This is a genomic window from Arenimonas sp. (assembly GCF_041919775.1).
Classification (GTDB): domain Bacteria; phylum Pseudomonadota; class Gammaproteobacteria; order Xanthomonadales; family Xanthomonadaceae; genus Arenimonas.
The window spans coordinates 1-23,939 of sequence record NZ_JAYRTE010000015.1; the positions used below are offsets into that span (position 1 = coordinate 1).

At 69.6% G+C, this 23,939-nt stretch carries 25 protein-coding genes; 10 read left to right on the forward strand and 15 right to left on the reverse strand.

The window, feature by feature from the left end:
- Positions 1–75: 75 nt before the first annotated feature.
- Positions 76–1,017, reverse strand: a complete 942-nt coding sequence (pip, locus tag ACE3TE_RS09420; RefSeq protein ID WP_374604346.1) for a prolyl aminopeptidase — start codon at positions 1,015–1,017, stop codon at positions 76–78.
- A gap of 98 nt (positions 1,018–1,115) precedes the next feature.
- On the opposite strand from pip, the gene ACE3TE_RS09425 reads away from it, so the two are divergent.
- The 3 genes from ACE3TE_RS09425 to dxs all read left to right on the forward strand — a co-directional run bounded on the left by ACE3TE_RS09425 (position 1,116) and on the right by dxs (position 4,864).
- A complete protein-coding gene (locus tag ACE3TE_RS09425) occupies positions 1,116–1,763 on the forward strand; it encodes an HNH endonuclease (RefSeq protein ID WP_374604348.1) in 648 nt (215 codons plus the stop codon).
- An 85-nt stretch (positions 1,764–1,848) separates the two neighbouring features.
- A complete protein-coding gene (locus ACE3TE_RS09430) occupies positions 1,849–2,856 on the forward strand; it encodes a hypothetical protein (RefSeq protein WP_374604350.1) in 1,008 nt (335 codons plus the stop codon).
- Positions 2,857–2,962: 106 nt separating this feature from the next.
- A complete protein-coding gene (gene dxs, locus ACE3TE_RS09435; protein ID WP_374604352.1) occupies positions 2,963–4,864 on the forward strand; it encodes a 1-deoxy-D-xylulose-5-phosphate synthase in 1,902 nt (633 codons plus the stop codon).
- Between the two features lie 7 nt (positions 4,865–4,871).
- Here dxs and prmC read toward each other — a convergent pair whose 3' ends face one another.
- The 4 genes from prmC to ahpC all read right to left on the reverse strand — a co-directional run bounded on the left by prmC (position 4,872) and on the right by ahpC (position 8,654).
- A complete protein-coding gene (gene prmC, locus ACE3TE_RS09440; RefSeq protein ID WP_374604354.1) occupies positions 4,872–5,714 on the reverse strand; it encodes a peptide chain release factor N(5)-glutamine methyltransferase in 843 nt (280 codons plus the stop codon).
- The gene (locus tag ACE3TE_RS09445) at positions 5,707–6,273 is read right to left on the reverse strand and encodes a Pycsar system effector family protein (RefSeq protein WP_374604356.1); all 567 of its coding nucleotides are present in this window, start codon (positions 6,271–6,273) and stop codon (positions 5,707–5,709) included. Before ACE3TE_RS09445 ends, prmC begins: the two co-directional genes overlap by 8 nt.
- A gap of 80 nt (positions 6,274–6,353) precedes the next feature.
- Positions 6,354–7,955 (reverse strand): alkyl hydroperoxide reductase subunit F, encoded by a 1,602-nt coding sequence (ahpF, locus tag ACE3TE_RS09450; protein ID WP_374604358.1) that lies wholly within the window; start codon positions 7,953–7,955, stop codon positions 6,354–6,356.
- 135 nt (positions 7,956–8,090) lie between these two features.
- Positions 8,091–8,654, reverse strand: coding sequence for an alkyl hydroperoxide reductase subunit C (gene ahpC / locus ACE3TE_RS09455; protein ID WP_374604359.1), 564 nt, complete (start codon positions 8,652–8,654; stop codon positions 8,091–8,093).
- Positions 8,655–8,834: 180 nt separating this feature from the next.
- Here ahpC and ACE3TE_RS09460 point away from each other — a divergent pair, with 180 nt between their 5' ends.
- From ACE3TE_RS09460 to ACE3TE_RS09470, 3 genes are all read left to right on the forward strand, one after another.
- Positions 8,835–9,776: a LysR substrate-binding domain-containing protein gene (locus ACE3TE_RS09460; RefSeq protein WP_374604361.1), complete on the forward strand. Its 942-nt coding sequence runs from the start codon at positions 8,835–8,837 to the stop codon at positions 9,774–9,776.
- A gap of 94 nt (positions 9,777–9,870) precedes the next feature.
- Positions 9,871–10,284 carry a nucleoside diphosphate kinase regulator gene (rnk, locus tag ACE3TE_RS09465; RefSeq protein WP_374604363.1) on the forward strand — a complete coding sequence of 138 codons (414 nt, stop codon included), beginning with the start codon at positions 9,871–9,873 and terminating at the stop codon, positions 10,282–10,284.
- Positions 10,285–10,302: 18 nt separating this feature from the next.
- Positions 10,303–10,938 (forward strand): hypothetical protein, encoded by a 636-nt coding sequence (locus ACE3TE_RS09470; RefSeq protein WP_374604365.1) that lies wholly within the window; start codon positions 10,303–10,305, stop codon positions 10,936–10,938.
- Positions 10,939–10,953: 15 nt separating this feature from the next.
- Here ACE3TE_RS09470 and ACE3TE_RS09475 read toward each other — a convergent pair whose 3' ends face one another.
- Both ACE3TE_RS09475 and ACE3TE_RS09480 read right to left on the reverse strand, forming a co-directional pair.
- Complete coding sequence (locus ACE3TE_RS09475) at positions 10,954–11,601, reverse strand: glutathione S-transferase family protein (RefSeq protein WP_374604367.1); 648 nt, start codon at positions 11,599–11,601, stop codon at positions 10,954–10,956.
- Positions 11,602–11,607: 6 nt separating this feature from the next.
- Entirely contained in the window at positions 11,608–13,797 is a 2,190-nt protein-coding gene (locus tag ACE3TE_RS09480; RefSeq protein ID WP_374604369.1) for a diguanylate cyclase, read from the reverse strand.
- Positions 13,798–13,932: 135 nt separating this feature from the next.
- On the opposite strand from ACE3TE_RS09480, the gene ACE3TE_RS09485 reads away from it, so the two are divergent.
- Genes ACE3TE_RS09485 through ACE3TE_RS09500 form a run of 4 tightly spaced genes read left to right on the forward strand, consistent with a single transcriptional unit; the run spans position 13,933 to position 17,572 of the window.
- Positions 13,933–15,675 carry a glutamine--tRNA ligase/YqeY domain fusion protein gene (locus tag ACE3TE_RS09485; RefSeq protein WP_374604370.1) on the forward strand — a complete coding sequence of 581 codons (1,743 nt, stop codon included), beginning with the start codon at positions 13,933–13,935 and terminating at the stop codon, positions 15,673–15,675.
- The gene (locus ACE3TE_RS09490; protein WP_374604372.1) at positions 15,672–16,226 is read left to right on the forward strand and encodes a nucleoside deaminase; all 555 of its coding nucleotides are present in this window, start codon (positions 15,672–15,674) and stop codon (positions 16,224–16,226) included. Before ACE3TE_RS09485 ends, ACE3TE_RS09490 begins: the two co-directional genes overlap by 4 nt.
- Positions 16,216–17,262 (forward strand): 23S rRNA (cytidine(2498)-2'-O)-methyltransferase RlmM, encoded by a 1,047-nt coding sequence (gene rlmM, locus ACE3TE_RS09495; protein WP_374604374.1) that lies wholly within the window; start codon positions 16,216–16,218, stop codon positions 17,260–17,262. Before ACE3TE_RS09490 ends, rlmM begins: the two co-directional genes overlap by 11 nt.
- On the forward strand, positions 17,252–17,572 hold the full coding sequence (locus ACE3TE_RS09500) for an EF-hand domain-containing protein (protein ID WP_374604376.1): 321 nt from the start codon (positions 17,252–17,254) through the stop codon (positions 17,570–17,572). The genes rlmM and ACE3TE_RS09500 overlap by 11 nt, the downstream gene beginning before the upstream one ends.
- Before the next feature lie 94 nt (positions 17,573–17,666).
- On the opposite strand, the gene ACE3TE_RS09505 is transcribed toward ACE3TE_RS09500, so the two are convergent.
- From ACE3TE_RS09505 to coaD, 8 genes are all read right to left on the reverse strand, one after another.
- Positions 17,667–18,053 carry an MAPEG family protein gene (locus tag ACE3TE_RS09505; RefSeq protein ID WP_374604378.1) on the reverse strand — a complete coding sequence of 129 codons (387 nt, stop codon included), beginning with the start codon at positions 18,051–18,053 and terminating at the stop codon, positions 17,667–17,669.
- A gap of 9 nt (positions 18,054–18,062) precedes the next feature.
- Complete coding sequence (locus tag ACE3TE_RS09510) at positions 18,063–19,469, reverse strand: alkaline phosphatase PhoX (protein WP_374604380.1); 1,407 nt, start codon at positions 19,467–19,469, stop codon at positions 18,063–18,065.
- 59 nt (positions 19,470–19,528) lie between these two features.
- Positions 19,529–19,945 (reverse strand): DUF4920 domain-containing protein, encoded by a 417-nt coding sequence (locus ACE3TE_RS09515; RefSeq protein WP_374604382.1) that lies wholly within the window; start codon positions 19,943–19,945, stop codon positions 19,529–19,531.
- Positions 19,946–19,955: 10 nt separating this feature from the next.
- Positions 19,956–20,846 carry an MBL fold metallo-hydrolase gene (locus ACE3TE_RS09520; protein ID WP_374604384.1) on the reverse strand — a complete coding sequence of 297 codons (891 nt, stop codon included), beginning with the start codon at positions 20,844–20,846 and terminating at the stop codon, positions 19,956–19,958.
- A gap of 9 nt (positions 20,847–20,855) precedes the next feature.
- Positions 20,856–22,556, reverse strand: a complete 1,701-nt coding sequence (ggt, locus tag ACE3TE_RS09525; protein ID WP_374604386.1) for a gamma-glutamyltransferase — start codon at positions 22,554–22,556, stop codon at positions 20,856–20,858.
- A complete protein-coding gene (locus ACE3TE_RS09530) occupies positions 22,553–22,813 on the reverse strand; it encodes a YfhL family 4Fe-4S dicluster ferredoxin (RefSeq protein WP_374604388.1) in 261 nt (86 codons plus the stop codon). Before ACE3TE_RS09530 ends, ggt begins: the two co-directional genes overlap by 4 nt.
- Before the next feature lie 66 nt (positions 22,814–22,879).
- Positions 22,880–23,383, reverse strand: a complete 504-nt coding sequence (locus tag ACE3TE_RS09535) for a hypothetical protein (RefSeq protein WP_374604389.1) — start codon at positions 23,381–23,383, stop codon at positions 22,880–22,882.
- Positions 23,384–23,410: 27 nt separating this feature from the next.
- Positions 23,411–23,911, reverse strand: a complete 501-nt coding sequence (gene coaD, locus ACE3TE_RS09540) for a pantetheine-phosphate adenylyltransferase (RefSeq protein ID WP_374604391.1) — start codon at positions 23,909–23,911, stop codon at positions 23,411–23,413.
- Positions 23,912–23,939 lie beyond the last annotated feature (28 nt).

The window sequence follows — 23,939 nt, forward strand, 5'->3', positions numbered from 1 at the left end:
ATACTCCTTTGCCGGGCATTTGCCCCATCAAGAGATTCGCGCCTGAAGGCGCTCCTACGGCTTTCGGCGACTGCTTCAGCGGAAGCCGTCGGTGGCGCGAACCAGGATGTCGACGAGTTCGGGTTCGAAGGCCGAATGCCCGGAGGTCGGTGCGATCTCCAGCTTCGCGCCCGGCCAGGCCTGCTTGAGGTCCCAGGCGTTCTGCACCGGGCAGACCACGTCGTAGCGGCCGTGCGCGATCACGCCCGGGATGTCCTTGAGGCGATGCGCGTCGCGCAGCAGCTGGTCGTCGGCATCGAAGAAGCCGCCGTTGACGAAATAGTGGCACTCGATGCGCGCGAAGCTCAGCGCGAAGTGCGCGTCCTCGTGGCTGTGCACGAAGGCCTCGTCCGCCTGCAGGAAACTGGTGCTGGCCTCCCAGACCGACCAGGTGCGCGCCGCCGCCAGACGGGTCGCCTCGTCGTCCGAGGTCAGCCGGCGGTGGTAGGCGCTCATCAGGTCGTGGCGCTCGACCACCGGGATCGGCTCCAGGTAGCGCTGCCAGGCCTCGGGGAACAGCCGCGACGCGCCCTGCTGGTAGAACCACTCCAGCTCCCAGCGCCGCAGCATGAAGATGCCACGCAGCACCAGTTCGCTGACCTGGTCCGGGTGCGCCTCGGCGTAGGCCAGGGCCAGGGTCGAGCCCCAGCTGCCGCCGAACACCTGCCACTGGTCGATGCCCAGGTGGCGGCGCAGCTTCTCGATATCGGCCACCAGGTCCCAGGTGGTGTTGTCCACCAGGTCGGCGTGCGGCGTGGAGCGCCCTGCCCCGCGCTGGTCGAACAGGATGATCCGGTAGGCGGCGGGGTCGTGGAAACGCCGCATCTTCGCGCCGCAGCCCGCCCCGGGCCCGCCGTGCAGCAGCACCACCGGCTTGCCGTCCGGGTTCCCGCACTGTTCGTAGAACAGCCGGTGCCGGGCGTCCACCTGCAGGAAGCCGCTGTCGTAGGGTTCGATGTCCGGATACAGGCCGCGCATGCCGTTCTCGCTGCTGGAGGGGAGCCGGGATTCTAGCCCGGCCACGCCGGCACCCCCAGCGCTTGAACTGCAACACGAGGGGCGTATGCTCGGCGCAAATGGGAACACCGCCGACCCGATTGAGTCTGGTGGGTACCGGGAGCAGCCCCCACCCGGGTGGAGCCCCGTCTTTCGCGGAAACCGCGCTGCCGCGCGTGCTCTCCCTCGACGCCCACGGCCGGATCCTGGACTGGATGCACTGGCAGGACGCGGTCTGCCTCTACGTTCGCGGCGCCGTCGCCTGGACCCTGGGTGAACCCTGCCTGGTCGTGCGCGGCGGCACCAGCCGCGCCACCGGCCTGCAGAGCCTGGTCGAACTGCACCCGATCGTCGCCGGCCGCAGCCATGCCCAGGCCAAAGCGCTCGACCCCTCGCCGGCCTTGAGCAACACCGCCCTGTTCGCCCGCGACCGCAACCTGTGCCTGTACTGCGGCAAGGAGTACGGGCGCCATTCGCTGACCCGCGACCACGTCGTGCCGGTGTCCCGCGGCGGCCGCGACGTCTGGGAGAACGTGGTCTGCGCCTGCTTCCACTGCAATTCGCGCAAGGGCGGCCGCACCCCGCAGCAGGCCGGCATGCCGCTGCTGGCCGTGCCGTACCGGCCGAGCTGGGTTGAACACCTGATCCTGTCCAACCGGCACATCCTCGCCGACCAGATGGCCTTCCTCAAAAGCCACCTGCCGCGCCGGAGCGCCCGGCCCACCTGAGCCGATTTGACGCGGTCCGCCCCAGCGCCGACACTTCCGGCCTTCGCGCCGTACCTTGCCGGCGCGGTCAGGGGACTACCAGCAAATGACGACACGAAGCATCTGTTTTGCCGGACTGCCGCGCGACGAACAGGCGACGGTGGAAGCTGCGTTCAGGCAGGCCAATGCCGCCCAGCGCTGGGAACTGGCCAATGAGAACGAGGCCGGAGTCGTGGTCGTCGACATGGACTCCATGTACGGCCAGATGAGCCTGATGAAGGCGATGAGCGGCGGCAAGGTGGTGGTCGCGCTGACCGCCGGGGCGCGCGCCGGGACCGACTTCCAGCTCTCCCGCCCGGTCACCGCCGAGGGCGTCGCCACCCTGCTTGCCGAGCTCGAGTCCCAGGCGCCGCCGGTCGCGGCCGAACCCGAACCCGTGGCCCCGGAAACGCCCGTCGCGCCGGAGCCTGTGGCCGTCACCCCGGCCGCGGAAGCATCCGCGCCCGAACCGGCCCCGGCCCCCGAGCCGGAGCCCGAACCCGCCCCGGAACCGCCGGCGGACGCCCGCCTGGCCGATTACCTCATTCCCGGCGCGCTGGCCGGTCCGGTCCGGCTGCAGATGGGCGACGCCCCGGCGATCGTGCTCGACCCGGCCCAGGGCGTTTACCTCGGCGGCGCGACGCTCAAGCCGCTGCTGCCCTACGCCACCGCAATCGTGCGCGAGTCCGACTTCGAGCCCGTGGACCCGGCGCAGCTGCCGGCCCTGGCCACCGAACTGGGCGGCAGCCATCCCTTCAGCCGGCTGGCCTGGATCCTGGGCCTGGGTGGCCAAGACGGCGTGCTCGCCCCGGGCTACAGCCCGAACGACCGCTACAAGCTGCTCAAGTGGCCACAGACCGAACGCGAGTTCCCGCGCCACTTCCGCATCGCCACGGTGATGATGAAGGGCCCGGCCCTGCTGACCGAGATCGCCGAGCTCAGCGGCGCCAGCCTGGCCGAGGTCACCGACTACGTGAACGCCAGCCTCGCGGTCGGCGTCGCGCAGCCCGACATCGTCGCGCCCAGCGAGCCCGAGCCGGCCAAGGGCGGCCTGCTGGGACGGTTCCGCCGCTAAACCGGCGCGCCGCCCCTTCGGGCCGCCTGAACCGCGGCCCGTGTTCGCCTTGCCCCCACCGACGGGGTGCCGGACAATTCAGTCCTGCCCCCACGCAAGATTCCCGATGGATCCCCAGCGCTACCCGCGCCTTTCGCGCATTGCCGTTCCCGCCGACCTTCGCCAGTTCCCGGAAACCGACCTGCCGGCGATCGCCGATGAACTGCGCGCCTACCTGATCGAAAAGGTCAGCCAGTCGGGCGGTCATTTCGGCGCCGGTCTTGGCGTCATCGAGCTTACGGTCGCCCTGCACTACCTGTACGAGACCCCGTCCGACCGCCTGGTCTGGGACGTCGGCCACCAGTGTTACCCGCACAAGATCCTCACCGGCCGCCGCGACAGCATCCACACCGTCAAGCAGAAGGACGGCGTCGCGCCGTTCCCGAAGCGCGAGGAAAGCGAGTACGACACCTTCGGCGTGGGCCACAGCTCCACCTCCATCTCGGCCGCGCTGGGCATGGCCATCGGCGCCCGCGCCCGCGGCGAGGACCGCCGCGTGGTGGCCGTGATCGGCGACGGCGCGATGACCGCCGGCATGGCCTACGAGGCGCTGAACCACGCCGGCGGCATGGAGCCGGAGCCCGACATCCTGGTCATCCTCAACGACAACCGGATGTCCATTTCCGAGAACGTCGGCGGCGTTACCAAGATGCTCGGCCGCATGACCGGCAGCCGCACGCTCAACGCGCTGCGCGAGGGCGGCAAGAAGCTGCTGGGCGACAAGAACAAGCCCGCGGCGAAGTTCGTTCGCCGCTGGGAGGAGCACTGGAAGGGCATGTTCGTGCCCTCCACGCTGTTCGAGGAAATGGGCTTCCATTACACCGGTCCCATCGACGGCCACGACGTGCCCGCGCTGGTGTCCACCCTGCGCACGCTGCGCGGCCTGAAGGGCCCGCAGCTGCTGCACGTGATCACCACCAAGGGCAAGGGCTACGAGCGCGCCGAAGGCGACCAGATCGAATACCACGCCGTCGGCCCCTTCGACCCGGACGTGGGCGTGGTGAAAAAAGCCGGCCCGGCCAAGCCCACCTACACCCAGGTCTTTTCCGACTGGCTGTGCGACATGGCCGCCGCCGACCCGCTGCTGATGGGCATCACTCCCGCGATGCGCGAAGGCTCGGGCCTGGTGCGTTTCAGCAAGGAATACCCGGAGCGTTATTTCGACGTCGCCATCGCCGAACAGCATGCGGTGACGCTGGCCGCGGGCATGGCCTGCGAGGGCGTGAAGCCGGTGGTCGCGATCTACTCGACCTTCCTGCAGCGTGGCTACGACCAGCTGATCCACGACGTGGCGCTGCAGAAGCTCGACGTGCTGTTCGCGATCGACCGCGGCGGCGTGGTCGGGCCCGACGGCGCCACCCATGCCGGCAGCTTCGACCTGAGCTTCCTGCGCTGCGTGCCCGACATGGTGGTGATGGCGCCGGCGGACGAAAACGAATGCCGGCAGATGCTCAGCACCGGCTTCCGCCATGAAGGCCCCGCCGCCGTGCGTTATCCGCGCGGCACCGGCCCGGGCACGAGCGTGCAGCCTTCGCTGGATACGCTGCCGATCGGCAAGGCCGAACTGCGCCAGCGTGGCGCCGGCGTGGCCCTGCTGGCCTTCGGTGCCATGGTGCCGGCGGCCGAGGCTATCGGCGCGGAGTTCGGGCTGACGGTGGTGAACATGCGCTTCGTGAAGCCGCTCGACCGGGCGCTGCTGCTGGACCTGGCCGAAAGCCACGAGGGCTTCGTGACGCTCGAGGACAACGTGGTCGCGGGCGGTGCCGGCAGCGGCGTCGCCGAACTGCTTGCCGCCGAGGGCGTCAGCCTGCCGCTGCTGCACCTGGGCCTGCCCGACGACTGGCAGGAACACGCCAGCCGCGAACAGCTGCTGGCCGAGGCCGGCCTTGACCACGAAGGCATCCGCGCCGCCCTGCTCGACCGCTGGCCGGAGCTGGCCAAGTCGCGCCGCAGCGCGGTCGGCGGCTGAGGCCGGCTCAGCCCGGCCACTGCCCCAGCGTCACCCGTTCGCGGCCCTCGAGGTCGCGGTCGGTGGCCACGCTTTCAAAACCCCGGCCCTCGAACAGCGAACGCACGGCCTCGCCCTGGTCGTACCCGTGCTCGACCAGCAGCCAGCCGCCGGGCAGCAGGTGGGAGGGCGCGCCTGCGGTGATCTGCCGCAGTGCGTCCAGCCCGTCCGGCCCGGAGGCCAGGGCTGAAAACGGTTCGAAGCGCAGGTCGCCCCGGACCAGGTGCGGGTCGCCTTCCGGGATATAGGGCGGGTTGGAAACAACGACGTGGAAGCGTTCGCCCGCCACCGGCGCGAACCAGTCGCCGTGCAGCAGTCGCAGCGGCAGGCCGGCTTCGCTGGCGTTGGCGCGCGCCACGACCAGCGCGCCTTCGCTGGCATCAACCGCAGTCACCCGCGCCAGCGGCCGTTCGCTGGCGATCGCCAGGGCGATCGCGCCGGTGCCGGTGCCCAGGTCGAGCACCTGCGCGGCGTCGGTCCGCGGCAAACGCTCGAGCGCGAGTTCCACCAGCAGCTCGGTTTCCGGCCGGGGGATCAGCGTGTCCGGCGACACCGCCAGGTCCAGGGACCAGAACCCGCGCCGGCCGGTGATCTGCGCCACCGGTTCGCCTGCCTCGCGGCGGCCCAGCAGGGCCGCGAAGGCGCGGGCCTGCGCCGGCGGCAGCGGGTCGCCCGCATGGGCGTAGAACCAGCTGCGCGGTCGCTGCAGGGCGTGGGCCAGCAGCAGCTCGGCCTCGAGCCGGGCCTCGTCGCCGGGCAGGCGCGCCGCGGCTTCGCGCAGCGCGTCGGCGATCGTGCCCGGCTCAGCCAAGCAGCAGCTGCCAGCCCTGGACGAAACACGCCAGCAGGAAGCCGCCCAGGAAAAACAGGTAGGAAAGGCGCAGGTAGCGGTACTTGTGGTGCGCCAGGTAATAACCCAGCGCGTAGGTGTCGCGCGCCATGGTTTCGTAGACCGAACCATCGGACTTGAGCGCGCCGGCGATCTCGGTGAGGAAACGCTCGCGCGGCAGTTCGGCGAAATGGCCGAAGAACATCAGGTTGAACTGCGGCGGGATGCTGTCGCCCTCGAGCTTCAGCGGCCGGTACTTGGGCAGCACCGCCAGCACGGCAAGCAGCAGCGCCAGCATCGTGAAAACGGCGAGGGTGATCGAGGCGCTGCGCAGCAGCGGGTCGCTGAGCCGCCCGAGCACCAGGGTGAGCACGATCGAGGACATCGTGATGATGATGTTGGCCTTGGTGTCGGCCATCGTCGAGAGCTGGACGTGGTGCTGCTGCATCGTGCGCAGCAGGCAGTCGCCGGTGTTGCGTTCGGGAATGGCCGCATACAGGCGATCGATGTCGCCGGCGGCGCCGGGCTGTGCAGGGGACATGGCGCGCTCCTCCAGGGGCGGCGCCATGATAACGCCCCTGTGGGAGGGACTTCAGTCCCTCCCACAGGGGCAGGGTTTGCTCAGGCCGTCTCGGCCGTATTTCCGGGCGCTTCGGCACCGGCCGGCAGCGGATGCCGGATCAGGTGGTCGAAGGCCGCCAGGCTGGCGGTAGCGCCGGCGCCGAGCGCGACCACGATCTGCTTGTAAGGCACCGTGGTGGCGTCGCCCGCCGCGAAGATGCCATGCGCCGAAGTCCGGCCGTGGGCATCGACGACGATTTCGCCGCGCGGGCTCAGCTCGATCGTGTCGGCCAGCCACTCCGTGTTCGGCAGCAGTCCGATCTGCACGAAGATGCCGTCCAGCTCGAGCTGGCGATCCTCGCCGCTGACGCGGTCGCGATAGCTCAGGCCGGTCACCTTGCGGCCGTCGCCCAGCACTTCGGTGCTCTGGCCGTTGAGCACGACGTCGACGTTCGGCAGGCTGCGCAGCTTGCGCTGCAGCACTTCGTCGGCGCGCAGCTTGTCGGCGAACTCGATCACCGTGACGTGGGCGACGATGCCGGCCAGGTCGATGGCCGCCTCGATGCCGGAGTTGCCGCCGCCGATCACCGCCACGCGCTTGCCCTTGAACAGCGGGCCGTCGCAGTGCGGGCAGTAGGCCACGCCCTTGTTTCGGTACTGCTCTTCGCCGGGCACGCCCATCTGCCGCCAGCGCGCGCCGGTGGAAAGGATGACGGTGCGGGCGAACAGGCTGGCGCCGTTGGCCAGCTGCACCTCGGCCAGGCCGCCGACCTCGTCGGCCGGCACCAGGCGCGTGGCGCGCTGCAGGTTCATCACGTCGACGTCGTTGGCGCGCACGTTGGCGTCCAGCGCCGCGGCCAGCTTCGGGCCTTCGGTGTGGTCGACGGCGATCAGGTTCTCGATGCCCATGGTGTCGAGCACCTGGCCACCGAAACGTTCGGCCGCCACGCCCGTGCGGATGCCCTTGCGCGCGGCGTAGATCGCCGCGGCCGCGCCGGCCGGGCCGCCGCCCACCACCAGCACGTCGTAGGGCGCCTTGGCGCGGATGCGGTCGGCGTCGCGGCTGCCGGCGTTGCTGTCGAGCTTCGCGACGATCTGCGCCAGGTCCATGCGGCCCTGGTCGAAGACCTCGCCGTTGAGGAACACGGTCGGCACGGCCATCACTTCGCGGCGCTCGACTTCGTCCTGGAACAGCGCGCCGTCGATCGCCACGTGCTTGATGCGCGGGTTGAGCACCGCCATCAGGTTCAGCGCCTGCACGACGTCCGGGCAGTTCTGGCAGGACAGCGAGTAGTAGGTCTCGAAGCTGAAGTCGCCGTCGAGCGCGGCCGCCTGTTCCAGCAGCTCCTGCGATTCCTTGGACGGATGGCCGCCGACCTGCAGCAGGGCCAGCACCAGCGAAGTGAATTCATGGCCCAGCGGGATGCCGGCGAAACGCACGGCGATGTCGCTGCCGCTGCGCACGATCGCGAACGAGGGCTTGCGGGCGTCGTCGCCGTCCAGTCGCAGCGCGATCTTGTCCGACAGCGAGGCGATTTCGCCCAGCAGGGCCTCGAGCTCACGCGACTTGTCGCTGGCGTCCAGGGACGCGACCAGCTCGATCGGCATGCGCAGCTTCTCGAGGTAGGCGGCGAGCTGGGTCTTGAGATTCTGGTCAAGCATTTCCTGACTCCTTGGGCAGGGGTTTGCGCCTGGGGCCGGTCGGGGCCGCAGGCGAAAACCACCGGGCGAGATGCAGCGCGAGGGGAAATGCCCGGGCGGGCAGACCGCCCGGGCGATGTTTCCGTGGAGCGGGACTCAGATCTTGCCGACCAGGTCCAGCGACGGGGCGAGGGTCTTCTCGCCTTCCTTCCACTTGGCCGGGCACACCTGGCCCGGGTGGGCGGCGACGTACTGGGCGGCCTTGAGCTTGCGCACGGTTTCCTTCATGTCACGCGCGATGGCGTTGTCATGGATTTCCAGGGTCTTGATGACGCCCTTCGGGTTGACGATGAAGGTGCCGCGCAGGGCCAGGCCCTCTTCGTCGATGTGAACGCCGAAGGCGCGGGTCAGCTGGTGGGTCGGGTCGCCGACCAGCGGGAACTTCGCCTTGCCCACGGCCGGCGAGGTTTCATGCCAGACCTTGTGCGAGAAATGGGTGTCGGTGGTCACGATGTAGACCTCGGCGCCCATCTTCTGGAACTCGGCGTAGTTGTCGGCCGCGTCCTCGACTTCGGTCGGGCAGTTGAAGGTGAAGGCGGCCGGCATGAAGACGATGACCGACCACTTGCCCTTCAGGGACTCCTGGGTGATTTCGACGAACTTGCCGTCGTGGAAGGCCTGGGCCTTGAACGGCTGGATTTCGGTGTTGATCAGGGACATGTCAGCTCCTGTGGGTTTGAGGAAGGGTGAATCGAAACTTGCGGCCATGGTAGGCAAAGCCTATTGATATGTGAAAGTGATTATTTCTATCGCTGCGATAGCTTCTGACTATCGCGTCGACACCGCACCTTCACACGTCGCCGATTGTCATCGGCCATTCCATAGGCTATAGCAATCGCCATGAACCTCCGCGATCTGCGTTACCTCGTTGCCCTGGCCGACCTGCGGCACTTCGGGCGGGCCGCGGAAGCCTGCCATGTCAGCCAGCCCACGCTCTCGACCCAGGTCAGGAAACTCGAAGAAGAACTCGGGGTTTCCCTGGTCGAGCGAGCGCCGCGCCACGTCATGCTGACCGCCGCCGGGCAGGACATCGCGATGCGCGCCCGCCGCGTGCTGGCCGAAGTCGACCAGATGCGCGAGACCGCGCGCCGCACTGCCGACCCCGAGGCTGGCAGCGTGCGCCTGGGCCTGTTCCCGACGCTGGGCCCTTACCTGCTGCCGCACGTGGTGCCGCGCATCCGCAAGCGCTTCCCGCGCCTGGAACTGCTGCTGGTCGAGGAAAAAACCGAAGTCATCCTGCACATGCTGCGCGACGGCAAGCTCGACGCCGCCGTGCTGGCCCTGCCGCTGCACGAGGAATGGGCCGAAACCGAGTTCCTGTTCGAGGAGCCCTTCATGCTGGCGGTGCCCGACGGCCATCCGCTGGCAGGCCGCCGCAACCTGCGCTTGGGCGAACTGGGCGACCAGCACCTGCTGCTGCTCGAAGAGGGCCACTGCCTGCGCGACCATGCGCTCGAGGTCTGCGGCCTGGCCGGCGCCGGGGAAAAGGAAGGCTTCCGCGCCACCAGCCTGGAAACCCTGCGCCAGATGGTCGCCGCCGGCGTCGGCGTGACCCTGCTGCCCGTGCTGGCGGTGAAGCCGCCGGTGCCGGCCTCGGAAGACATCCGCCTGCTGTCCTTCCGCGACCCGCCGCCCAGCCGTCGCCTGGCCCTGGTCTGGCGGCGCAGTTCGGCGATGGGCGGGTTCCTGCACGACCTCGCCGCGGTCCTGCGCGACCTGCCCGCGGGCCTGCTGGACCTGCCGGTGAACGAAACGGGAAGCCGGCGGCCGGCGAAGTCTTGAAGCCCGGCGGGCCAGGGGCTATCTTGGCCCCATAAACCTTGATGACCCGGGCGGCGCGTGCAACGCGGCGCCCTTTTCGCTTTCTGGAGCCCCCATGGCCACCTCGCCACCGATCACCGTTTCCAGCCGCGACCTGGACCGCCTCGAGCGCCTGCTCGAATCCCCGGCCGTCGCCTCGATGCCTGCCGCCGCCGCGCTCGGCCGCGAACTCGAGCGCGCGAACGTCGTCGAACCGGCGGACATGCCCGCCGACGTGGTCACGATGAACTCCGAAGTCACCTGCGAGGACGAAGTCAGCGGCGAAACCCACCGCCTGACCCTGGTCTACCCGCCCGATGCCGACGTCGACCAGCACAAGGTCTCGGTGCTGGCGCCGGTGGGCACCGCGCTGCTGGGCCTGTCGGTGGGCCAGAGCATCGACTGGAACGCCCCGGGCGGGCGCTCGCTGCGCCTGCGCGTCACCGCCATCGCCTACCAGCCCGAAGCCGCGGGCGACTTCACGCGCTGACCCGGCCGGCCGACCGCCATGCCCCGCTGGCTCTGGATCACGCTCGCAGTCGCCACGCTTGCGCTGTTCTGGGTGGCCGGCCGCAGCCCGGGCGGCGTCGCGGTGCCGGTGCAGGGCGCCACGCTGGGCTGCCCGCCGATGGCCTCGCCTTCGGGCTTGGCGGAACCCCTGCAGGTGCCGGTCGAGGATGCGCCGGTGCTGGCGCTCGAGGGCCACACCCTGCGCCCGCTGGCGGGTTTCGCGATCCAGGCGCGGGTGCTGGGCCGCGAGGACTATCGTTTCGACCGCAATGCCGGCCTCTCGCCCACCGACCTCGCGCTGGGCTGGCAGCGCATGGCCGACCCGGCGATTTACAAGCAGCTCGACATTTCCCAGGGCGGCCGCTGGTACCGCTACCGCTGGGGCACGGACGGCCCGCCGCTGCCGCTGCAGGAAATCATCCGCTCGAGCGCGAACATGCACCTGGTGCCGGCCAACGACGCCGTCGCCCGCGCGATAGACCGCGTGCGCGAAGACCAGACCGTGCGCCTGAAGGGCTGGCTGGTCGAGATCCACGGCGACGACGGCTGGCAGTGGCGCAGTTCGCTCACCCGCGAAGACAGCGGCGACGGCGCCTGCGAGCTGATCTACGTCTGCGAGTTTGAATCCTGGTGAAGCGCCCGACCGCGCTCAGGCTTCTTCCGCGCCGACGATCTCGGTTTCGGCCAGCGCCGACGCCACCCATTCCTGCATCGCGGGCAGCGCCATGACGGCGCTGGCGTAGTAGCGGGCGATGGAAGGGAGCTTCACGCCGTAGCCGGTGAAGCGCACGCACACCGGCGCGAACATCGCATCGACGATGCCGAAGTCCCCGAGAAGGAACTCTCCGCCGCGGCTGAACTGCCGGAGCTTGAGCCACAGCTCCGCGACCCGATGGATGTCTGACTCGGCGGCCTCATCCCAGTGCCGCTCGCGCGGCTTGCGCCGGCAGTTCATCGGCAGCTGGCCGCGAAGCGCCGGGAAACCCGAGTGCATCTCGGCCGCAGCGCTGCGCGCGAGCGCGCGCAGCTCAAGATCGCGGGGCCAGCCGCGCCCGTCCAGCCAGCGCTCGTTGGCGTACTCGCAGATGGCCAGCGAATCCCACACCACCACGTCGCCGTCGTGCAGCGCCGGCACCCGCCTGCTGGGCGAGAATTCGCCGATGCGCGCGTGGAATTCCGGCGTGTCCAGCGGCAGCCGGATCTCGTCGAAAGGCACGTTGAAATGCCGCAGCAGCAGCCAGGGCCGCAGCGACCAGGACGAGTAGTTCTTGTTGCCGATGACGAGGGTCGTGGACATGGGTCCTCAGCTGAAGATCTGGTCGCCGCCGTTGCGGGTCGCCACTCGCGCGGCATTGGCCGCGCGTTCGGCAAGCTCGGCGGATTTGCGTTCGTCGGACGCCGCCTGTGCGATGCCGACGCTGATGCTCAGCGACGGCGCGATGCGCGGGTCCACCACCAGGTGCGACACCGCCGAGCGCAGGCGTTCGGCGTATTCGCGGGCCTGCAGCAGCTTCTTGCCGGGCGCCAGCACCAGGAAGCCGCCGCCGGAATTCCGGCCGACCAGGTCGCCATGGTGGATTTCGTCGCGAAGCAGGTTGGCCACCGGCCGCAGCGCCGCCACGACGGCGACTTCGCCGCCGGCCTCGCGCAGCGCCGGCACCTGGTCGATTTCGATCCACAGCAGGCTGAAGGGCGTCTGCTTCAGGCGGGCCGCTTCGAGCATCTGCTGCAGGCGTTCACGGATGGCCTCGTCGCGGAAGACGCCGGTCGCCGGGTCGGTTTCGGCCTGGCGCTGGGCGCTGACCGTGCCCGAGGCCTCTTCGCCGGCCACCACCGCCATCGCGGCGAACTCGGCGCAAAGCGCCAGCTCCGCCTCCGAATAGGTGACGTCCGCGGGGCGTTCGACCAGCAGCGCGCCCCAGCCGGGCTTGGGGATCGGCAGCGGGATCACCGCCAGCTGGACCTTTTCCAGCGGCCCTTCCGGCCCGTCGAAATCGAAGCCGACCTGCTGCGCCGCCTTGAGCTTGCTGAGGTTTCGCAGCAGCGTGGCGCGTTCGCGCAGCAGGTTGCGGTAACGCGGTTCGGCCGACTTGGGTTCGACCTGCAGCAGCTCTTCGCCGTCGGCGTGCTCACCGACCACGGCCGAACTGTCCTGCACCAGCACGGATTTGAGACCGTCGAGCAGGCGCCGGTAGGCGATCCAGGAGACGTCGTCGTCGTCGGCATGCGCCAGCCCGTGCTGCAGGCTGGCCAGCAGCTTCTCGCGGGCGGCACCGATCTTTTCCTCGGCGCTGGGCGGCGGCGGCTCGGCCCGCTTGCGCATCGCCCAGCGCTGCAGCCGGGCGCGGGCCCAGGGCAGGCCCAGGTACTGGGCCATCGCCAGCGCCAGCAGCAGCTGCCAGCCATAGAGCGTCCACCAGTTCGCGACCACCACCTGGTGGTCGGCCAGCACGCGCAGCAGCACCGCCGCGCCCATCGCCAGCCAGGTCAGCAGCGGCGCCCAGCGGTAGCTGCGCGAATCGAGCACCAGCATCACGATGCAGGCCACCAGCGCCACCGGATAGCTGAACCAGGCCACCCACTGCAGGGTGATGCTGGCATCGGCCGGCAGGCTCAGCGCGAACAGGGCGCCGGCCACCAGGACCCAGCCCAGCCCGCGCATCCAGCCCACCAGCGGCGGGGCCGACTTCGCCAGGCCGCTGTAGTGGCGCGTCGCCAGCACCACCGGCCCGGCGCCGAGCAGGAACAGCGCCTGCGGCACCACGGCGCCCAGGCCCGACAGCAGCGCGACTTCGGGCAGCGAATACAGGTGGCCGTTGATGCCCAGGCAGGCCAGCCAGGAACAGAAGGCCGCGGCGCCCACCGACAGCGCCCCGGCCCGGGAGTCTTCGGCGTGGCGCACCAGCGAAAGCACCGCCACCAGCAGGAACAGGGCGTAGACGATCCGGAACCAGAACCGCGCCTCGGACTCACGCGCCGCCGCGGCGGCAGCGTCGCGCAGGCTGACATGCAGGCCGCCCATCACCCGGCCTTCGAGCTCGAGGTACATCTCGGTCGGGCCAGCCGTCCCGGCCGGCAGCGGCAGGTCGAAGTGGCTGGGCCAGGGCCGCTGGCCGTCGCCGCGGCTGAAGAAGCTGTCCGTGACGACCACCTCGCCCGGCGGATGCAGGCGCAGTCGCAGGTGTTCCAGCGGAACCCGCACCACGCCCAGTCGCCAGGCCTGGTCGCCGGCCGGCAGGTCGGTGCGGATGCGCACCCACAGCACCTGCCCTTCGCGGGCCGTGAAGGGAAACCCGGGGGTCAGCACCGGCGTGAAGCCCGGCTGGGCGCGGCCGGTGAGGATGTCGTCGAGGGTGGTGCCGGCCGGGGTTTCCATGACCGCCAGGTCCAGCACCGGCTGCGGCCCCTGGGCGCGCGCGCCGGGAGCCAGCGCGAGGGCGGTGGCCAGCAAGGCGGCGGCAGTCACGCTGATCAGGGCCCATGCGTGTCGCAAGCGCCTTCTCCCTTAGCCATGGTTGCAGCCCCCTGCCCGGCGATTCTAGCCCGGGCCCGGCGCCGGGCGCAGCAAAGGCCGCGGGATGCGGCCAAGCCGTTAGACTAGACGCCTTTCCACGCTGTTTCCGGACGCATGACCCTGACCCCCACCCCCACCGACGCCGCCGCGGCGCCGGAAAAGAACGACTTCATCCGCCAGATCGTCCGCGAGGACCTGGCCAGCGGCAAGCATTCGGCCGTGCGCACTCGCTTCCCGCCCGAGCCCAATGGCTACCTGCACATCGGCCACGCCAAGTCGATCTGCCTGAACTTCGGCATCGGCCGCGAGTTCGGTGGCCCGGTGAACCTGCGCTTCGACGACACCAACCCGGCCAAGGAAGACCCCGAGTACGTCGAGGCGATCAAGGAGGACGTGCGCTGGCTGGGCTTCGAATGGGCCGAACTGCGCCACGCCTCGGATTACTTCGAGGTGTTCTACCGCGGCGCAATCAAGCTGGTCGAACAGGGCAAGGCCTACGTCTGCGACCTCAACGCCGACCAGGTGCGCGAATACCGCGGCACCCTGACCGAACCGGGCCGCAATTCGCCATTCCGCGACCGCAGCGTCGAGGAAAACCTCGACCTGTTCCGGCGCATGCGCGCCGGCGAGTTCGCCGATGGCAGCCGCACCCTGCGCGCGAAGATCGACATGGCCAGCGGCAACATCAACCTGCGCGACCCGGCGATCTACCGCATCAAGAAGGTCGCGCACCAGAACACCGGCGACGCCTGGCCGATCTATCCGATGTACGACTACGCGCACTGCCTGTCGGACGCACTCGAGGGCATCACGCACTCGCTGTGCACGCTGGAGTTCGAGGACCACCGGCCGCTGTACGACTGGTTCGTGGACCAGGTCGACCTGGCCGGCGACCCGGCGCTGTTCCAGCCGCTGGTGGACGCCGGTTTTTCCGTGCCCGCCGCCAAGCCGCGCCAGATCGAGTTCTCGCGCCTGAACATCAACTTCACCGTGATGAGCAAGCGCAAGCTGCTGGCGCTGGTGCAGGAAGGCCTGGTCGCCGGCTGGGACGACCCGCGCATGCCGACCCTGCAGGGCCTGCGCCGCCGCGGCACGCCGCCCGCCGCGCTGCGCCTGTTCTCCGACCGCGTCGGCATCAGCAAGCAGAACTCGCTGATCGATTTTTCGGTGCTCGAAGGCTGCATCCGCGAAGTGATGGACGCCGCCGCGCCGCGTCGCCTGGCCGTCATCAACCCGGTGAAGCTGGTGCTGAGCAACCTGCCCGAAGGCCACGCCGAAACCCTGCGTTTCCCGAACCACCCGAAGGATGCCGCCTTCGGCGACCGCGAGGTGCCGTTCTCGCGCGAGCTGTGGATCGAGCGCGAGGACTTCGCGGAAGTGCCGCCCAAGGGTTTCCACCGCCTGGTGCCCGGCGGCGAAGTGCGCCTGCGCGGCGTCGGCATCGTGCGCTGCGAAGAGGTCATCAAGTCCGGCGATGAAGTCACCGAACTGCGCTGCACGCTCGACCCGCTGACGCGCACCGGCATGGAAGGCGCCGACCGCAAGGTCAAGGGCACCATCCACTGGGTCAGCGCCGCGCACGCGGTGCCGGCCGAAGTGCGCCTGTACGACCGCCTGTTCAACGTGCCCGACCCGGACCGCGACGAGGACGGCAAGACCTACCGCGACCACCTCAACCCGGAATCGGTGCGGGTGGTGCAGGCGTACGTCGAACCTTCGGCGGCGCAGCTGCCGGCGGAAGCCGGCGTGCAGTTCGAGCGCCTGGGCTTCTTCACCGCCGACCGCCGCGACCACGCGCCGGGCCGGCCGGTGTTCAACCGCACGGTCACCCTGCGCGATACCTGGGCGAAGAAATGATCTACGCCCAGCTCCACCTCACCCTGCCGGCCTGGGTCCACGAGGAAGTGGATGCCCAGCGAACCTATCCGTCGGCGCAGGACAAGGTGGCGCTGGCGGTGCAGCTTTCGCGCCGCAACGTCGACCACCGCAGCGGCGGCCCGTTCGGCGCGGCCGTGTTCAGCGGCGACCGCCTGGTCGGCATCGGCGTCAATCGCGTGGTCCCGCACAACTGCTCGGCGGCGCACGCCGAAATCATGGCGCTGGCCACCAGCCAGCAGCGCATGCAGAGCTTCCGGCTCAACCAGTCCGGCGGCCCGATCACGCTGGCCACCTCGGCCCAGCCGTGTTCGATGTGCTACGGCGCGGTGGTCTGGGCCGGCATCGATGAACTGCTGATCGGCGCCCGCGCCGACGACGTGCAGGAGCTGGCCGGCTTCGACGAAGGCCCGCTGCCCGCCGACTGGCGCGGCGAACTGGAAAAACGCGGCATCCGCGTCAGCACCGACCTGCTGCGCGACCATGCCCGCGACGTGCTGCGCGATTACGGGGAGTCCGGACTTGTCTACTGATGGCCTGCTGGCCTATTGCCGCCCCGGTTTCGAACCGGAGCTGGCCGCCGAACTCGGCGAACGCGCGGCGATCGCCGGTTTCCCGGGCTACGCCAAGGCCGAACGCAACACCGGCTTCGTGCAGTTCCTGGGCGTCGAGGACGGCGCCGCGCTGGCCTCGGCCCTGCCCTGGTCGACGCTGATCTTCGCGCGCCAGAAGCTGCGGCTGCTGGCCGACCTGCCCGGCCTGGATCCCAAGGACCGCGTCGGCCCGATCATGGAAGCCCTGGGCGGCCGCGGCCGCCACGGCGATGTCTGGGTCGAGCACACCGATTCCGACGAAGGCCGGCAGCTTTCGGGCCTGGCGCGCGCGCTGGGCAATGCCCTGCGCCCGGCGCTGCGCCAGCGCGGCCTGATCACCGAGAGGGAAGACCCGCGCCTGCCGCGCCTGCACGTGCTGATGCTGGCCGGCAACCACGCTCTGCTGGCCAGCGCCGACCCGAAGGACGCCTCGCCCTGGCCGCTGGGCGTGCCGCGCCTGCGCGCGCATGCCGACGCGCCCAGCCGTTCCTCGCTCAAGCTCGAGGAGGCGCTGATGTGCCTGCTCACCGAAAAGGAGCGCGAGGCCTTCCTGCAGCCCGGCATGGGCGCCGCCGACCTGGGCGCCGCGCCCGGCGGCTGGAGCTGGGTGCTGGCGCGTCGGCACATCCGCGTGGCCGCGATCGACAACGGTCCGATGGCGGCCACTGCGATGGACACCGGCGTGATCGAACACATCCGCGCCGACGGCTTCCGCTGGCAGCCGCCCAAGCCGCTGGAGTGGATGGTCTGCGACATGGTCGAGTCGCCGTCGAAGGTGGCCGACCGCATGGCCACCTGGTTCCGCGAAGGCTGGTGCAAGCGCTCGATCTTCAACCTCAAGCTGCCGATGAAAAAGCGCTGGGACGAAACCCGCGACTGCCTGCAGCACTTCGTCGACCACGCCGGCCGGCCGCTGACGATCCGCGCCAAGCAGCTCTACCACGACCGCGAGGAAATCACGGTCTATGCGGGCTAGCCTGCTGGCGCTGCTGGTGCTGGTTTCGCCTGCGCTGGCGCAGACGGACGACTACTTCAGCCGCGTCGACCTTGACGGCGATGGCCGGGTGTCGCTCGAGGAATTCCTGGAACGCATGGGCTTCGCCTTCCGGCAGATGGACATTGACGGCAACGGCGTGCTCGAACCGCATGAGCAGCACGTGCCCGACGCGCCGCGCATCACGATCGAACAGCATGAGGCGCGATTCGGCGCGCAGTTCCGCCGGCAGGATGCCGATGGCGACGGCTACCTCAGTCGCGCCGAGCTGCTGGCCCCGCCGCGCCGATAGCAGCAACCTGTAGGAGCGCCTTCAGGCGCGAATCTTTTGACTTTGCCTTTGGCAAAGAAGGGATTCGCGCCTGAAGGCGCTCCTACAGGACAGGTCAAAGCCCGGCGACGAAGCCGATAATCGCCATCACGCACATCGCGACCATCAGCAGCAGGGTCAGCACGGTTCCGAGGAAGCGGCCGGGGCTGGTGCCGGCGCTGGTGGCCAGGCCCCAGGCATGCAGCAGGCGCGACACGAACAGCGCGATGCCGAAGGCATGCACCAGCCAGTCGGGATAACCGTTGAGCTCCATGCCGCCGAGCAGGATCAGCGCCAGCGGCACGTATTCCACCGCATTGGCGTGGGCGCGCACGCGCCGGTTCAGTTCGCTATTGCCGCCGTCGCCGAGCCCGACCTTGTGCTTCCAGCGGGCGGCGATAACGCGCCCGGCCAGGGCCAGGATCAGAAGGGTGCAAAGCGCCGCATACAGCAGGGTGATCATGCCCGGTCCTCAGATAAGGCCAGGCTTCCAGGGACCGGTGATGGCGACCGTGAAGCCGGGCTCGTAGATGTTGGCGAACAGCCACTTGCCGTCCGGCGAGAAACAGGCGCCCGCCCATTCCTCTTCCCGGAAGTCTCCGCTGAAGCCCCGGTGGCCGTCCAGCACCACGTTGTTGCGGCAGAACTCGAACAGGCCGCCGCCCTTGTCCAGGCCATACAGTCGCTGCACGGGCTGCTCGGAGTCCTCGCAGACCACCAGGCCGCCGCGCGGGCTGGCGACGATGTTGTCGGGGTAGTCGAGCACGTCCGGTGAGGGTGATTCAAACACCAGCTCCAGCAGGCCTTCGGACGGACGATAGGCCCACATCTGGCCGCAGCCGGCGTCGCCGCCGCTGGTGGAAATGAAAAAGACCCGCCCCTGTTCGACGATCACGCCCTCGAGCCGGATGAAAGCCGTGCCGCCATTGGCCATGCCCTGGCGCACCAGGCCGCCCGCGCCTCCGTCGCTGTCGGTGCCCTTCGTGGGTTCGTCGATGTCCACCCAGCGCACCTTCATGACGTCGCCGACGCGGCAACCGGTGCGCAGGTCGGGCGCCCCTTCGGCACGCAGCATCTGCAGGCGGCCGCCACGGTGCAGTTCGCCCGGCGCGCGCGGAATGAAGCGATAAAAGCCGGCGTAGGGCTTGTGGTCCTCGGTCAGGTAGACGATGCCCTCGCGCGGATCGACCGCGGCGGCTTCGTGCTTCATCTGGCCCATCGCCAGCAGCGGCTCGGCGTTGGAGAGTCCCCTGCCCGGCACTTCGAAAATGAAGCCGTGGCTGCGCTTCATTTCGTGCACGTAGTCGCCGCTGATGCGCACCTTCTGCCCGGCGTCGACGACGATCTCCTCGCACGACAGCCAGCTGCCCCAGGGCGTGACGCCGCCGGCGCAGTTCACCAGCGTGCCCGACAGCGACGGCACGGCGTCCACGAAGGCGCCGCGCGCGGTGTCGAAGCGCAGGGTGACGGTGCCGCCGCGGACGTCGGGGTCGTAGGTGGCCGAGGCCGGCGCGAAGCTGCCGCCGGGTTCGCGGGTCAGCTCGTGGTTGCGCACCAGGGTGACGATGTCGCCCTCGACCCCAACCACGCCCATGCCGTCGTGTTTGCCCGGGCAGGCCTGGCCGGGCGCGATTTCCTCGCCGGCCCAGCCAAAGCTCGTGTATTCAAATCCGGCCGGCAGCTGCAGCAGCGGCAGGCCGGTGGCGCGGTCGCGCACCGCTGCCAGCGGGCCGTAACCCGGCGAAGGGCCCAGGCCGCTGCCGGTCTTTGCGAGCAGCGTGCCCACCGATCCCATGCCCAGGGCCGCGACCCCGAGCCCGAAGCCGCCCTGCAGCAGCCGCCGGCGCGTGAAATGCGCCCTGTCGTCGTGATGATCCAAGGAAAACTCCGCCGGATGGCTGGTGACCGACCCGCCATGCTGCGGGCCCAGTGTGACAGTCAGGCGTCAGGCAGGCTGATCGCCGTCGCGACGATGCGCAGCTCCTGCTTCGCGGGGGCCTTCGCGCCGTCATCCTCGACGAGGTGGCGCGCGTGTTCCTCGCTGATTGGCTCGACCTGCAGCACGCCGTAGGCCACGGCCGGGCCGCTGGCGTCCTTCGGTACTTCGAAGCCGTGGTCCTTCGCCATCACGCGGGCGCTCTGGCCGTCCTGTTCCAGCATCACCCAGCAGCCCTTCTTCTGGCAGACCTCGGTGATTCGGCCCGAGAACTTGGCCGGCTTGCCTTCGTAGGCCGCGGGGTTAGCGGCGGCTTCGGTGATGGTGATCGCGTCGCCGGCGGGCATCGGCTCGCCGTAATCGGCGGCCAGCGCGACGGGGGACAGGCACAGCAGCAGTGGGAACAGCAGTCGGTTCATCGGGATGTCCTCAGGCGGCGAGCGGGCGGGCATGCAGCGCCGGCACTTCGTGGGTGGTGCCGAACTTGCCCTTCTCGTCCCGGGTGACCTGCGCCAGCGCACAGCCGGGATCGTGGGTGAAATAAAGATGCACGTTGCGCGAGAGCTTGTCTTCCAGGAAGGCGCGCTTCTCGTCGATCAGCATTTCCGGGAAGCGGTCGTAGCCCATCGTGATCGGCACGTGCACCCAGGGCCGGCCCGGGATCAGGTCGGCGCAGAAGACCAGGCCGCCGCGCGGGCGTCCGTCCGGGCCGTCCTGTCCGCAAAGTTCGGCCAGCATCAGGCCCGGCGTGTGGCCTTCGCTGAAGTGGAAGCGCACGGCGTCGCCGAGCGCCTTGCAGCGGTCGCCGCCGACCAGCTCGAGCCGGCCGCTGGCTTCCAGCAGGTCCATCAGCTCCGGGATGAAGCTCGCGCGGTCGCGCGGATGCGGATCGCGGGCCCGCCGCCAGTGTTCGGCGCCGACGACGAAGCGGGCGTTCGGGAACAGCAGGCGCGCCGGCTGGCCCTCCTCCCAGGCGGCCAGCAGCCCGCCTGCGTGGTCGAAGTGCAGGTGGCTGAGCACCACGACGTCGACGTCCTCATGGGAGAAGCCGGCTTCGGCCAGCGAGTCCAGCAGCACGTGCCGGTCTTCGACGACGCCGTAGCGTTCGCGCAGCTTCGGTTCGAAGAACGCGCCGATGCCGGCTTCAAACAGCACCGTCTTGCCGTTGACCGGCGTCGCCAGCAGCGCCCGGCAGGCCAGCTCGATGCGGTTGACGTCGTCCGGCGGCGACCACTTCTGCCACATCGCGCGCGGCGCGTTGCCGAACATGGCGCCGCCGTCCAGGCGCTGCGAGTTCCCAAGGATCGACCACAGTTTCATGCCTGACTCCTAGCGATAAACCGAGGCTTCGGTGGACGAGCCCTTGCCGACGCCCTTCCAGCGCGGGTCGGTGCCGGCCTCGACCTCGCCCGTCGAATGGTGCCAGAGCACCACCTGCATATTGCCCCAGGTGCGGTCGCCCGCCTCGACGTCGTGGCCCATGGCTTCGAGCGCCGCGATGTCATCCGCGCTGAACGCGTCCGCCTCCACCTGCACCACGTCGGGCAGGTACTGGTGGTGGAAACGCGGCGCGGCGGCCGTGGCCTGGGCGCCCTCGCCCTGCATCAGCTCGACCAGGCCCAGCAACACCATCGTGATGATGCGGCTGCCGCCCGGCGTGCCCAGCACCGCGGTGCGGTCGGCGCCGACCAGGAAGCTGGGCGTCATCGACGACAGCGGCCGCTTGCCCGGCGCGATCGCATTGGCATCGTCGCCGACCAGACCGAAGGCATTGGGCACGCCCGGCTTGACCGAAAAATCGTCCATCTCGTTGTTGAGCAGGAAGCCCGTGCCCGGCACCATCAGCGCGTTGCCGTAGGGCAGGTTGACCGTCTGCGTCACCGCGACGAGGTTGCCTTCGGTGTCGATGACCGAGAAGTGGCTGGTGTCCGGCCGCAGCGGCTCGGCATCGACGCCCGGCAGCAGGTCGCTGGGCATCGCCTTGGAAGGATGTATCGACGCGCGCAGCCCGGCCGCATAGGCATCGGAGACCAGCATCTCCACCGGCGCCTGCACGAAGTCGGGATCGCCCAGGTACAGCGCGCGGTCGCGGTAGGCGCGGCGCATGGCCTCGATGAAAAGATGGCTGCGTTCGGCCTTGCCAAGGCGCGGGTAGTCGTAACCTTCCAGCACCTTGAGCATCGTCGCCAGCGCGACGCCGCCCGAGGACGGCGGCGGCGCGGTGATGATGTCGAAGCCGCGGTGGCGGATGCGCAGCGGCTCGCGTTCGACCACGGTGTATTCGGCCAGGTCGCGTTCGGTCCAGATGCCGCCGGCGTCGCGCACGCCGCGGACCAGCCGGCGGGCGAAGTCGCCACGGTAGAAACCATCGGCACCCTGCTTCGCCAGGCGCTCGAGCGTGCGCGCGTAGTCTTCGTTGCGCATCAGCGTGCCTTCAACGGGCACCTTCCCGTCGCGCAGGAAAAGTTCCGCGGCGGCCGGGCTTCGCGCCAGCACCTCGCGGCGATAGCCGAGGAAGGACGCATTCTTCGGGCCGAACTTCCAGCCTTCGCGGGCAAGACGGATCGCCGGCGCCAGCGACTTCGACAGCGGCAGCCGGCCGTAATTCTTCGCCAGGTGGTCGAGCCCGGCGGGCAGGCCCGGGATGGCCGCCGCCAGTGCGCCGTTGACCGACTTGTCGCGGTTGGCCTTGCCGTCGGCATCCAGGTACATGTCGCGGGTCGCGGCCAGCGGCGCGCGCTCGCGGGCGTCGATGAAAACCTCGCGGCCTTCGCCGGCGACACGCAGCAGCATGAAACCACCGCCGCCCAGGCCCGAACTCTCCGGCTCGACCAGGCCCAGCGTCGCGCTGACAGCGATCGCCGCGTCGAAGGCGTTGCCGCCGCTGGCCAGCACTTCCATGCCGGCGTCGGTGGCGTAGGCATTGGCGCTGGCGATGCCGGCTTCGGCGGGTTTGGCCGGGCGCGCAGGCGCGTCGGCCAGCACGGCCGGCGAGAGCGCCAGCAGCAGGGGCAGCAGGAAGCGGATCATGCGGCGGACTTTCCTTTCGTCAGGGCGTGGTATTTGCCCAGCAGCTGGTCCCGGGTTTCGGGATGCCCGGGGTCGAGGTCGATGCACTCGACCGGGCAGACGACCACGCACTGCGGTTCGTCGAAGTGGCCCACGCACTCGGTGCACAGGTCCGGGTTGATCTCGTAGATCACCTCACCCTGCGAGATCGCCGTGTTCGGACAGGCCGGCGCACAGACGTCGCAGTTGATGCAGATGTCGCTGATAAGGAGGGACATGGGGATCGTCCCGTCCGCACCACCGGGCCCGCCGCCTGGCGGCGGGCCCCCTGGGTACGAGGCGGCTTATTTGGCCTCGACGAACACGTACTTCGCGCCGGCGGCCTCGACGGCGGCCTTCACGCGCTCGCTGTCCTCGGTCTTGCCGATGAACAGCACCTGCGAACCGGTCAGCGCATTCGGGTCGGCGTCGGTGAAGGACATCACCACCAGGTCGGCCAGCTTGGCGCTGTCGGGCGAACCGAAGGCGAGCATGTTGCCCGGCAGCACGGTGCGCTGCACGACCATCGTCACGTTCTCGAGCTGGCGGTCGAACATGGTCTTGCCGTCCTGGTCACCTTCGGCCGGCGTGTCGCTGCCCACCGGCAGGTAGTACGAGAACACGCGGTCGGTGACGCCTTCCTGGTTGCGGCCGATCACCTGGCCCAGGTAGGCCTTCCATTCGGCGTCGTCGGTGCTGGCCGGGGCGGTGAGTTCAACCGGCGCGGCGACGACTTCCTCTTCCTTCTTGCAGCCCGAGAGCACCAGGGCGGAAAGCAGCACGGCGACGGGGATCAGAGCACGGGTCATGGCGATACCTCTTATGTTGAATGTGTACTACTGCGACTGCTTCCACCGGGCGGCCAGGGCGGTCGCGACGGCCGGGTGCACGAACCCCGAGACATCGCCGCCGAGACGCGCAACCTCGCGCACCAGGCTGGAAGAAATGAAGCTGTGTTGTTCGGCCGGGGTCAGGAACAGGGTCTCGACGTCCGGTATCAGATGCCGGTTCATGCTGGCCATCTGGAATTCGTATTCGAAGTCCGACACCGCGCGCAGGCCGCGCAGCAGCACGCCGGCGCCGATCTCGTGGACGAAATGGGCCAGCAGGGAGTGGAAACCGACGACTTCGACGTTGTCGTGCCCGGCCAGCGCGATGCGGGCCAGCTCGACCCGCTGGGCCAGCGGCAGCGCGGGGCTCTTGCCGGGGCTTTCGGCGATGCCCACCACCACCTTGTCGAACAGCGGGGCCGCGCGGGCGACCAGGTCGATGTGTCCGTTGGTGATGGGATCGAACGTGCCGGGATAAACCGCGACGCGGGTTCGGGCCTGGCTCATGCCGATCAGTCGCCCTGCGGGTTGGAGT